10 protein-coding genes are annotated in these 11,449 nt (G+C 45.0%); 6 read left to right on the forward strand and 4 right to left on the reverse strand.

The features are described from left to right. Positions 1–67: 67 nt before the first annotated feature. Positions 68–2,299 (reverse strand): ribonuclease R, encoded by a 2,232-nt coding sequence (gene rnr / locus MBO_RS06760; protein WP_036365973.1) that lies wholly within the window; start codon positions 2,297–2,299, stop codon positions 68–70. Between the two features lie 93 nt (positions 2,300–2,392). Here rnr and rimI point away from each other — a divergent pair, with 93 nt between their 5' ends. Beyond that, complete coding sequence (gene rimI / locus MBO_RS06765) at positions 2,393–2,854, forward strand: ribosomal protein S18-alanine N-acetyltransferase (protein ID WP_036365976.1); 462 nt, start codon at positions 2,393–2,395, stop codon at positions 2,852–2,854. A gap of 7 nt (positions 2,855–2,861) precedes the next feature. Here the strand turns inward: rimI and MBO_RS06770 are convergent, their stop codons facing one another. From MBO_RS06770 to thrS, 3 genes are all read right to left on the reverse strand, one after another. After that, positions 2,862–3,311 (reverse strand): hypothetical protein, encoded by a 450-nt coding sequence (locus tag MBO_RS06770; protein ID WP_036365981.1) that lies wholly within the window; start codon positions 3,309–3,311, stop codon positions 2,862–2,864. A gap of 146 nt (positions 3,312–3,457) precedes the next feature. After that, on the reverse strand, positions 3,458–3,955 hold the full coding sequence (gene infC, locus MBO_RS06775; protein ID WP_046697846.1) for a translation initiation factor IF-3: 498 nt from the start codon (positions 3,953–3,955) through the stop codon (positions 3,458–3,460). Positions 3,956–4,086: 131 nt separating this feature from the next. Beyond that, the gene (gene thrS, locus MBO_RS06780) at positions 4,087–6,015 is read right to left on the reverse strand and encodes a threonine--tRNA ligase (protein ID WP_036365986.1); all 1,929 of its coding nucleotides are present in this window, start codon (positions 6,013–6,015) and stop codon (positions 4,087–4,089) included. 364 nt (positions 6,016–6,379) lie between these two features. Between thrS and MBO_RS06785 the strand changes: the two genes are divergently transcribed. The 5 genes from MBO_RS06785 (at position 6,380) to MBO_RS06805 (ending at position 11,394) form a co-directional block, all read left to right on the forward strand. Further along, complete coding sequence (locus tag MBO_RS06785; protein ID WP_080702216.1) at positions 6,380–7,315, forward strand: metal ABC transporter substrate-binding protein; 936 nt, start codon at positions 6,380–6,382, stop codon at positions 7,313–7,315. Between the two features lie 223 nt (positions 7,316–7,538). Beyond that, positions 7,539–8,558 (forward strand): ATP-binding cassette domain-containing protein, encoded by a 1,020-nt coding sequence (locus MBO_RS06790; RefSeq protein WP_080702217.1) that lies wholly within the window; start codon positions 7,539–7,541, stop codon positions 8,556–8,558. Continuing rightward, positions 8,555–9,436, forward strand: coding sequence for a metal ABC transporter permease (locus MBO_RS06795; RefSeq protein ID WP_275540221.1), 882 nt, complete (start codon positions 8,555–8,557; stop codon positions 9,434–9,436). Before MBO_RS06790 ends, MBO_RS06795 begins: the two co-directional genes overlap by 4 nt. A 1-nt stretch (position 9,437) precedes the next feature. Beyond that, entirely contained in the window at positions 9,438–10,289 is an 852-nt protein-coding gene (locus MBO_RS06800; RefSeq protein WP_036365990.1) for a metal ABC transporter permease, read from the forward strand. A gap of 73 nt (positions 10,290–10,362) precedes the next feature. After that, positions 10,363–11,394: a threonine aldolase family protein gene (locus MBO_RS06805; protein ID WP_036365993.1), complete on the forward strand. Its 1,032-nt coding sequence runs from the start codon at positions 10,363–10,365 to the stop codon at positions 11,392–11,394. Positions 11,395–11,449 lie beyond the last annotated feature (55 nt).

Genomic DNA, 11,449 nt, shown 5'->3' on the forward strand with positions numbered 1-11,449 from the left:
TGGATATGGCGGTTCGCCATAACGCATAAAGATTGACCTTGGTTACAAATGCTTGATTTACTTGCGGTTATTTACTCCTCTTACCCTTAGTCTTGTTAGGTGTTTCGTCCAATTTTTCTACCAATGCAAAATCTACCTGTAATAAATCCATATTCACGCCAGCGACTTGAATCAAAAGCTGTTCGCCCAGTTTAAAGATGCTGCCACGCTCACCCATCAACGCTTGCTCTCGCTCATCGTATTCAAAATATTCTTGACCAAGGTTAGATATGTGAATCAAACCATCAATGAACAAATCATTGAGTGTGATGAACAATCCAAAATTTGTTACGGTGGTGATTGTCCCTGCGAACTTTTCGCCTAGATGCCTTTGCATGTAATGACATTTAAGCCAAGTCTCAACATGTCGGCTTGCCTCTTCAGCACGACGCTCTGTGGTGGAAGTTTGCTCGCCTGCTTCTTCCAAATTCTTATAAACTTGCTGCACACTTTTTTGATCAGTAATCTTATCTTTGATGGCGCGGTGCAGCATCAAATCAGGATAACGGCGGATTGGACTTGTGAAATGACTGTATTCGTCATATGCCAAGCCAAAATGACCGATATTATCAGGGCTGTAATTTGCCTGCATCATTGAACGCAGCAGCATTGAGTGAATACTTTGGGTGTCTGCTCTTCCTTCAGTTGCCTTGATGATGCGTTGATAGTCAGTATGGGTTGGGTTCTCGGTTGGGAAGGATAAACCAAACGATTTGACATATTCAGCCAGTTTGCTTGACTTTTCATCTGATGGCTTGTCATGATTGCGATATAAGACAGGCAGTTCATGTTTGAGAGAAAAATTGGCAGCACAAGTATTGGCAAGTAGCATCATCTCTTCAATGAGTTTGTGAGCATCACCTCGAGTGCGTTTTTTGATGTCTTTGATGTCGCCATCTTCGCCAAAGACGATGTAACTCTCCGCCGTCTCAAATGCCATTGCCGCACGCTCTTCACGTCTTTTGTCAAGAATTTGATAAAGCTGATACAAGGTATCTACCGATTTGTACACGTCAGGATTTTTAACCAAATCATCAGGCAGAGTTTCATTCGTAGGGTCGTCAAGATAGGCGTTTACTTGGTTATAAGTCAGGCGAGCCTGTGAGTGCATGACCGCAGGGTAGAACTCATAGCCTGTAACCTTGCCCAAACGAGACAGCTTAATATCCGCCACCATACAGAGCCGATTTACTTTTGGGTTAAGGGAGCATAGTTCGTTGGATAACGCCTCTGGCAACATGGGTATGACACGGTGTGGAAAATAGACACTCGTGCCACGCTCATAAGCTTCTAAGTCAAGCGGGCTATGGGGCGTGACATAGTGACTGACATCAGCGATTGCAACCACCAATCGATAATTCCCCCCTGTGCGTTTACAAGCATATACCGCATCATCGAAATCTCGAGAATCCTCTCCGTCAATCGTAATTAACGGCAATGAGCGTAAATCCACACGCCCTTTAAAGTCTACTTCGGTCGGTTCGCTGTACTTATTGACCTGTTTAAGGACGGCTTGGCTGAATTCATGGGGGATGCCGTGATTTAAAAGGGTGGTTTCAATGATGAGTTCACGGTCATTAAGATTGGTTAAAATCTCTGTGATTTTACCAGTGGCGTATTCTTGATAAGTTGGCATATCAATGATGGCGACTTTGACGCTATCGCCCACGCCCGCCCCATGATGAGCCACGTCATCATCGCTTAGGGTAATAGGCTGATGAGCATTCGCCCCTGACAGACGCACAAAATAGCCCTCATCATCGCTGTCAATCACGCCCACAAACTCAGTGCTGGCACGGTGTAGCACGGTTTGAATACGGGCTTCGGGCTTGCCACGAAACTCGGTGGCGACCGCTTCTACCGTATCACCATCAAAGACCACTCGCATTTGCTTTTCGTGAATAAATAGGTCGGACATATCGTCAAGCACGACAAAGCCAAAGCCCTTGGCATTTGCCGACACCTTGCCTGTTACGGTGGTCGGCAGGGGGGCAATGCTAAAATGAATGCCGTCTGTGCGTTCTAATTGGTTGTCTCTTAGCATGGCTTTTAGGCGGTTGGTTAGGGCAAAAAATCGCTCATCATCGCCCAAAATCTCAAAATGCAGTCCCAAACTCTCCGCTGTGGCAGGTTTGCTGTCATTGTTCATTTGGGCGACAGTTTGTAGGATAAGCAGGCGTGAGGGAATGGGGTTTTGGTATTTATTGGCTTCATCGGTGGCGTTGGGGTCGTTCCACGTTGGTGTTTTTTTCTTTGACATAAGTATTCTCTATATTCTCTTCAAAATTATATAAACTATCGTTCAATCTAGGTTATCATATCACATTTGTTGATGATTTTTGGGTGAAATTTTATGAATGTTTCGTTAATAGAAGGCAGTTTGGTTGCTAAATATTATTTGGAGAAACTGGCGCGTCTAGAGTCCGAATTATTCAATGATGCTTGGGATGTGCTGGCGATTTCTTCGGTGTTATCTGGGTTTGGTGCTGGAGTGATTGTGGTCGAATCTGATCAAGAGGTTCTAGGCTATTGTATCTATCAGGCGGTATTTGAAGTCGCGGAGATCTTACGCATTGCTACAGCTAAGCATTGTCAAAAAAACGGCATTGGAAGTTTAATTTTAAATCATCTTGCCCGTCATTGTATCGAAAAACAAGCAGAGAGAATTTTGCTTGAGGTACGAGCGGATAATCTTGCAGCGATTGCGTTATATAAAAAATTCGATTTTCATCAAATTGACACAAGAGCCAGCTACTATCAGGACAAAAAAACGCACCAAAAAATTGATGCGTTAATTTTCCAAAAATTGCTTTAGGGCTTGCTTAACAGCCATCATCAACAATAAGTATGGTGGTTTTGCCAACTCTTTTAAATCGTGCTATGTGACTTGGATCGCCGCAGATATCCCCTTCATATCTAAACTTGACCTTCTTAACTAGAGAGTTGTGCTGAGAGAGGGTCATGGGCGCAAACGTAGCATAAAAAGAGGTACCGTCACATTCGTAGCAGTATAGATCATAGTTAAGGTTTTTTAGGGGATAGCCGTATAAGGTGGCATTCTTTAACGGAATGATGCCTTTTAATATCGGCCTCTCGTCTTCTTTACCCTTGATGAACTTCGCAGGCATCATGTCTTTTCGATAGGGCTTTGGAATAGAAGTATAGGTGCCTTGTCTGGCTTCTTTGGTTAGAGGATTGGGTTTGGGGGTGTCTTCAAAGATGCTTTGTCTTATCGCCCATGTTCTGTCATTATCATTGTCGTTTTTGCCCACTTGTAAATGTTCAAAGACAGGCGTCTAATCAGCTGCTTGCGATGATGTGGCGGCAGCCAAAGCCACCAATAAAAGATAATTTTTCATGATAATCCTTGCTCATTAAATAAAAAAGTAGCTCATGCTGATGAGCTACTTTAGATAAATTATTTTTTCTTGGCTGGGCCTAGTAACATGCCCATTTGACGACCTTCAACCTTTGGTGCTTGTTCAACACTTGCAATCTCTTCAGTGTCTTGAATGATGCGCTCAAGCTGTGCTTTACCGATCTCTTGGTGAGCCATCTCACGTCCGCGGAAACGGATAGAAACTTTAACTTTATCCTTGTCTTCCAAGAACTCAAAGATTTTGCGAAGTTTAACTTGATAGTCAGCTTCTTCTGTGCCAGGGCGAAGTTTGATTTCTTTAACTTGCGTCTGTTTTTGGTTCTTTTTGGCTTCTTTTGCTTTTTGTTTTTGGTCGTACAAGTAGCGCTTGTAGTCCATGATTTTGCAAACAGGCGGCTTGGCATCAGCAACGATTTCTACCAAATCAAGATTAGCGTCACCGGCAGCTTGTAAGGCATCTGCCAAACTAACTACTCCAAGTTGTTCGCCGTCTTCTTTGACCAGACGGACTTCTTTAGCGCGAATCTCTTCATTCACATTTAAGCGGTTGGACGGTTTAATGGGTCATACTCCAAATAAAAGATAATTTTGTATTCTACTTAAAAAGTGTGTGGATTTCAAGGGGTGTATTAATAAAACCCATTCGGTTTCTTGAATGGGTTTTTAGATTACTCAGCCTTAGCTTCAACTCTGCCTCTTAAGGCAATCACGCCTTCAAGGTGTTTGATGAAGTCTGTCACGCTCATGCTACCTAGGTTCTCGCCTTCGCGGGTACGCACATTAACCGTGCCAGTTTCAACTTCTTTGCCGCCAAGCACCAGCATGAATGGAATGCGTTCTAGAGTGCGTTCACGAATCTTAAAGCCGATTTTCTCGTTACGAAGGTCGCTTACCGCACGGAATCCTGCCGCTTTAAGCTCATCTACGACGCTCTCACAGGCTTTGGCTTGCTTGTCGGTGATGTTCATCACGACTGCCTGAGTAGGTGCAAGCCATGCTGGGAACCAACCTGCATAATGCTCTATCAAGATACCAATGAAACGCTCGAACGAACCTAGGATAGCGCGGTGCAGCATGACAGGGCGTTCACGCTCACCTTGTTCATTGATGAACTCGGCATCTAGGCGTTCAGGCAAATTAAAGTCAAGCTGTAGCGTGCCACATTGCCATTCGCGATTTAGGCAGTCTTTTAGGGTGAATTCGATTTTTGGGCCATAGAAAGCGCCTTCGCCTTCTTGTAATTCCCATTCAAGTCCTGCAGCGTCTAGCGCATCACCAAGGTCTTTTTCTGCCAGATCCCAAAGCTCATCAGAACCGACGCGTTTCTCTGGACGAGTGGAGAGTTTCATTAGGATATTGTCAAAGCCGAAGTCCTTATAGACGTTCAAAGTCATCTTGATGAAATCAAGAGCTTCGGTGCGAATTTGGGCATTGGTACAGAAGATGTGCGCATCGTCTTGGGTGAAGCCGCGCACACGCATGATGCCATGCAATGCACCAGATGGTTCATTGCGGTGGCATGAGCCAAACTCGGCAAGGCGTAGAGGTAGATCACGATAAGATTTCAAACCTTGATTAAATACCTGTACGTGACATGGGCAGTTCATCGGCTTGATGGCGTAATCACGGTTCTCTGATGCAGTGGTGAACATGTTTTCTGCATAGTTTTCCCAGTGGCCAGACTTCTCCCATAGGCTTCTGTCCACGACTTGTGGGGTTTTGATCTCAAGGTAGCCGTGGTCTTGTTGAACTTTACGCATGTACTGCTCAAGCACTTGCCAAATGGTCCAGCCGTTCGGGTGCCAGAACACCATGCCAGGTGCTTGTTCTTGTAGATGGAACAGACCCAGCTGCTTACCGATTTTACGGTGATCGCGTTTTTCGGCTTCTTCGATGCGTTCAATATAGGCTTTAAGTTCTTTTTTGTCCGCCCATGCGGTGCCATAGATGCGCTGTAATTGTTCATTCTTGGCATCGCCGCGCCAATATGCGCCACTCATCTTGGTAAGTTTGAATGCTTTTAGGAATCGAGTGTTTGGCACGTGTGGGCCGCGGCACATGTCGATGTATTCTTGATGATAGTACAGACCCATGTGTGTCTCATCGGGCATGTCTTCTACTAGGCGAAGCTTGTAGGTTTCATCGCGTTCAGAGAAGGTTTTGATGACTTCATCTCTTGGGGTTATTTTTTTGATGACGTCATAATCTTGGTCGATGAGCGTCTTCATGCGTGCTTCGATGGCTTGCATGTCTTCAGGTGTAAAAGGGCACTCACTGTAGATGTCATAATAAAAGCCATCTTCAATGACAGGGCCGATGACCATTTTTACTTCAGGATATAACTGCTTAACAGCGTGACCTAGAAGGTGAGCGCATGAGTGGCGAATGATTTCAACCCCTTCAGCATCTTTAGCGGTGATGATTTGTACGGTCGCGTCCGTCGTGATCGGATCGCTTGCGTCCACTAATTTGCCATTAACACGCCCTGCGATGGTGGCTTTGGCAAGCCCTGCACCGATGTTTTGAGCGATTTGCATGACAGTAGTTTCACCGTCAAACTCTCTGACGCTGCCGTCAGGTAGGGTAATTGCAACCATAAAATTTCCTAAATAATAGTCAGGCTAAAATAATAAAAACATTTTATTATATCAAAATTTATGCCCAACACCAAGATAACTGACATTGATTTAAAAAATTGTACTCAATCTTTATGTATTAAATGACCGCCAATCATTTACAATCGGTGTGCTTTTTTGTATGATGCGCATTATAACCATGATAATTCAATGGGTATGATGTATTAATATAAAGTAACTTGACAGCGTTTATTATAATGAGTATCATTATCATTTTATAGTTGAGTGAGTTTTTCGGTTAATATTTTAAATCTTATGCTCAGTTGCTATTATTAAACCATTGTTGGTTATTGTATTCTTGAATTTTATTTTAATGGATGTGGTTATGAAAATTTTTAAAACTTTGGCAGTGTGCTTTGGGCTTTGCGCTGCTTTGACGGCGTGTGATAAGCCTTCTGATGAAGTGGTATCTGCGCAGACTTCAGCCGACAAAATGACGGTGGTAACGACCTTTACCATTATTGAAGACATTGCCCAAAATGTCGCAGGGGACGCAGCAGACGTTCATTCCATTACCAAAGCAGGGGCGGAGATTCATGACTATGAGCCGACCCCAAAGGACATTGCTAAGGTCAAAGAAGCCGATTTGATTTTGTACAACGGCATGAATTTGGAGCGTTGGTTTGAAAAATTCTATGCTGATGCCAAAGATACCCCTGCGGTGGTGGTAACGGACGGTATCACGCCCATACCGATTAAGGCAGGCTCATATAAGGATTTGCCAAATCCGCACGCTTGGATGTCCACGTCTAACGCCCTGATTTATGTGGAAAATATCAAAAACGCATTCATCAAACACGACCCAAAAAACAAAGACGTGTACATCAAAAATGCCGAGGAATACGCCCAAAAAATTAAAGCCATGGACGAGCCACTTCGTGCCAAACTTGCCCAAATCCCTGAAAATGAGCGTTGGCTGGTTACCTCAGAAGGGGCATTTAGCTACCTTGCCAAAGATTATGGGCTAAAAGAAGCCTATCTGTGGGACATTAACGCCGAGCAACAAGGCACGCCCCAGCAGGTCAAGGCTCTGATTGACACGGTTAAAGCCAACAAAATCCCTGTGGTATTTAGCGAAAGCACCGTTTCGGACAAACCTGCCAAACAAGTCGCCAAAGAGGCAGGGGCGTATTATGGCGGTGTCTTGTATGTGGACAGCCTAAGCGAAAAAGACGGGGCGGTGCCAACGTATCTTGACTTACTTAATGTAACGGCAAGTACGGTGGTTAAAGGGTTTGAAGACGCAAAAGCTCAAAAATAATTGACAAGGCGATTTGGCAAGATAAAATACGGTATCTTGCCAAATTTTTGATTTAAAAAATATGGGAATATAGTGTTTATAAATTAGGCGGTAGGGGCGAATACAACGCCTAAATGCTAAGGGTTTTGTTGGGCAAATTGCAATTTTCCCCTACAAATCCACCATTGATTTATTGTGCTAATTTCAAAAATTTCTATCTTTTTTAAATCAATTTTTCACAATTATGACACACATTCACGATTTAACCGCCAGTATCAGCGTTCAGGGGTTGTCCGTGCGTTACGCCAACGGTCATCACGCCCTTTTTGACATGAATTTTACCTTAACAGGCGGGACAACTTGTGCCTTGGTGGGGGTAAACGGCTCTGGCAAATCCACGCTGTTTAAGTCCATTATGGGACTGATTAAACCCCAATCAGGGCAGATTTTGCTCTGTGGCTTGCCCATTAACACCGCCCTAAAACAAAACCTAGTCGCATACGTTCCCCAAGCCGAAGAAGTGGACTGGCAATTTCCTGTATCGGTTTATGATGTGGTGATGATGGGGCGGTATGGCTATATGAATTTTTTGCGACTGCCCAAGGCAGTCGACCGCCAAAAGGTAGCAGACGCCATGGCTCGGGTGGATATTTCTCATCTAAAAGACAGGCAAATCAGCGAACTGTCAGGCGGTCAAAAAAAACGAGTGTTTTTGGCTCGCTCGCTTGCCCAAGAAGGCAAAATTATCCTGCTTGATGAGCCGTTTACAGGCGTTGATGTCAAAACCGAAAAGGCGATTATGGCTCTGCTTGACGATTTACGAAGCGAAGGGCATTTGATTTTAATCTCCACGCACAATCTGGGGACGATTCCAGAATTTTGCGACCAAGTGGTGATGATAAATCGCACCGTGCTGGCAAGTGGTACAACCAAAGACACCTTTACCCAAGAGAATTTGGAGAAGGTGTTTGGGGGAGTGTTACGGCAAATTCGCTTGGCAGGCAAGGACTTGCACGATGACGATGACAGTCGTGCGGTTACGATTTTGGCGGACGATGAAGTGCCTGCGGTGTTTTATGGGGTGCATGACGGCACGCCCGAGCGTAGCCACTGCGATAAGATCGCACAGGCGAGCCGTGTGGGGCAGGTCAATATGAATCAAAAACGGGCAAAAGATGACGACGTACAACTGTACAACCCTAAAACCGACACCACAACGCCCAGCCCCACACCAAATTTAAACCCAAATAAGGACATGCCATGAGTGAGCTGTTTGCACTGCTTGCCGAACCATTCGCTTATGAGTATATGGTAAAAGCGATGGTGCTGTCGTCTGTGGTCGGTGGTGTGTGTGCGTTTTTATCGGCATATTTGATGTTAAAGGGTTGGTCGCTTATTGGCGATGCCTTGTCCCATGCGGTCGTCCCTGGCGTGGCGATTGCGTACGCACTCGGCTTACCTTATGCGATTGGGGCGTTTTTTTCGGGGATATTGGCGTCTTTGGCGATTCTGTGGGTTAAATCTTTGACAAACCTAAAAGAAGATGCAGTGATTGGCTTTATTTTCACCACGTTTTTTGCGTTGGGGCTGTTTATCATCTCTATCAATCCCACGTCTGTCAATGTTCAAGAGATTATTTTTGGCAATATTTTGGGCATTAGTGATACCGACATGATACAAGTGGGCATCGTCATGGCGGTGTCCCTTGGTTTTTTGCTCGTTTTTTGGAAAGATTTGCTTTTGGTGTTTTTTGATGAAATTCACGCCAAATCGGTGGGGTTGTCGCCCAAAGTGTATCAAGTGCTGTTTTTTAGCCTGCTGTCTGCGTGCGTGGTGTCGGCACTGCAAACGGTGGGGGCGATTTTGGTGATTGCGATGGTCATCACCCCAGGGGCAACGGCATATCAGCTCACCGACAGATTTCGTCCGCTTATCCTAATCGCAGGATTGTTGGGCGTAACCACAAGCGGGCTTGGTGTTTATCTAAGCTACTACCTAGACGGAGCGACAGGGGGTGTGATTGTGTCCTTGCAGACAGCATTGTTTGTGCTGGCGTTTTTGTTTTCGCCGAAGTTTGGGATAATCACCCGATGGGTAAAGGCAAAGCGTTTATCCGTCCAATTTGACAACCATAGATTTTAGTATGCAACTTCTTAACTTTCTCACCGAACCCTTATCCCACACCTTTATGCAACACGCCCTATTGTCATCGGTCGTTGTTGGGGCGGTGTGTGCGGTGCTGTCGTGTTATGTGGTTTTAAAGGGTTGGTCTTTGATGGGCGATGCGATTAGCCATGCGGTGTTCCCGGGGGTGATTGTGGCGGTATGGCTTGGGGTGCCGATGTCGCTTGGGGCGTTTGTGGCAGGGCTGTTTTGTGCCGTATCGGTGGGTTTTTTAAAAAACAACACCCGTATCAAGGAAGATACGCTTATGGGCATTGTCTTTGCAGGAATGTTTGCAGTGGGGCTTGTCATGTTTACCAAAATGGACACCGATCAGCATTTAAAGCATATTTTGTTTGGCAATCTGCTTGGTATCAGCCGCGAAATGCTTATCCAGACCATGATAATTTGTGGGGCGATTTTGGGGGCGGTGCTGTTAAAGGGTAAGGATTTGCTTTTGTACTGCTTTGACCCAAGTCATGCCCGTGTGGCAGGACTGTCGCCCAAAGTTTTGCATTATGGACTGCTTATCCTGCTCTCTGCGACAATTGTGGTTGCCATGCAAGCGGTTGGCGTGATTTTGGTGGTGGCCATGCTCATCTCCCCTGGTATCACGGCATTTGTCTTATGCAGGCGATTTCATACCATGCTGGCTGTGGCGGTGGTAAGTTCGTGTTTGACGAGTTTTTTAGGCGTGATTTTAAGTTATCATCTGGATTCGGCAACGGGGGCGACGATTGTGCTTTTGCAAGCAATCACATTCATGGCAGCAGTTTTATTTGCCAAATTCAAACACAGACTTGGCAATACCAAAATGACCGCGACAGCTTAAAGAGATATCCAAAACCCTTTCCCCTTTAATCCATTCCAGGTATAATAGTCAAAAAAACCAACCGAGGAAACAAATGCAGACTCCAACAGCTAAAAATTTCGCTTCAGATAACTATTCAGGCGTGCATCTTAAGATTATGGATGCTTTGAACCTGGCAAATGGCGGGCATGTTCCTGCTTATGGCTATGATGAATTTACAGAAGAATTGCAGACTATTATCCGTGCGCATTTTGGCGATACAGCTCACGCTTATCCGATGTTTAATGGCACGGGTGCGAATGTGGTTGGGCTGCAGGCAATAAGCACTCGTTGGGGTGCGGTAATTTGTACCGAGTCGGCGCACATTCATCAAGACGAAAGCACTGCGCCGCAGGTTGTAGGCGGGCTTAAACTATTGGCGATGCCCACCGAAGATGGCAAGTTGATTCCCGATATGATCCTCTCTCAGCTTTATAATATCGGAAGCGAACATCGTGCTCAACCATCCGTTGTCTATATCAGTCAGACCACCGAATACGGCACTTGTTATAGCATAGATGAGATTCGCGCGATTTGTGAGACTGCGCATGCGCATGGCATGAAGGTATTTGTCGATGGCGCAAGATTATCCAATGCTGCCGCTTATCTAAATGCCACATTTAAAGAGATGATTCTTGAGACCGGTGTGGATATGGTGTCCTTTGGCGGTACGAAGAACGGCATGATGATGGGTGAGTGTTTGATTGTCTTTGACAAAGAGCTTGCCAGCTCACTGCGTTTTTTGCGTAAAGTGGGACTTCAAACCGCTTCAAAAATGCGCTTTATCTCCGCTCAATTCATAGCGCTATTATCAGATAATCTTTATCTTAATAATGCACGGCAAGCCAATGCGATGGCAAAGCAGTTGGCGGATGAACTTATCACGCTGGGTATTCAACCGATTTATGACGTTCAGTCTAATGGTGTCTTTGTTAAATTACCTAAGAAAGCAGTTGATGCCGCCCGCCAAAAATACGCCTTTTATAATTGGGATACCGAAAGTACTGTGCGCTTAATGTGTAGCTTTGATACTACTGCTGGCGATGTGTCGGACTTGGTAGGATTGATTAAGTCCAATCTGAATTAATATAAATAAGACGCTGTTATAAAAGGCAATCAATCAACGATTGCCTTTTTAAAAT

The organism is Moraxella bovoculi 237 (assembly GCF_000696305.2).
GTDB lineage: Bacteria > Pseudomonadota > Gammaproteobacteria > Pseudomonadales > Moraxellaceae > Moraxella > Moraxella bovoculi.

Excerpts from the sequence above, each read along its gene's own strand:
- rnr (WP_036365973.1), bottom strand. The coding sequence starts at position 2,299 with ATGTCAAAGAAAAAAACACCAACGTGGAACGACCCCAACGCCACCGAT.
- rimI (WP_036365976.1), top strand. The coding sequence starts at position 2,393 with ATGAATGTTTCGTTAATAGAAGGCAGTTTGGTTGCTAAATATTATTTG.
- thrS (WP_036365986.1), bottom strand. The coding sequence starts at position 6,015 with ATGGTTGCAATTACCCTACCTGACGGCAGCGTCAGAGAGTTTGACGGT.
- MBO_RS06785 (WP_080702216.1), top strand. The coding sequence starts at position 6,380 with ATGAAAATTTTTAAAACTTTGGCAGTGTGCTTTGGGCTTTGCGCTGCT.
- MBO_RS06790 (WP_080702217.1), top strand. The coding sequence starts at position 7,539 with ATGACACACATTCACGATTTAACCGCCAGTATCAGCGTTCAGGGGTTG.
- MBO_RS06795 (WP_275540221.1), top strand. The coding sequence starts at position 8,555 with ATGAGTGAGCTGTTTGCACTGCTTGCCGAACCATTCGCTTATGAGTAT.
- MBO_RS06800 (WP_036365990.1), top strand. The coding sequence starts at position 9,438 with ATGCAACTTCTTAACTTTCTCACCGAACCCTTATCCCACACCTTTATG.
- MBO_RS06805 (WP_036365993.1), top strand. The coding sequence starts at position 10,363 with ATGCAGACTCCAACAGCTAAAAATTTCGCTTCAGATAACTATTCAGGC.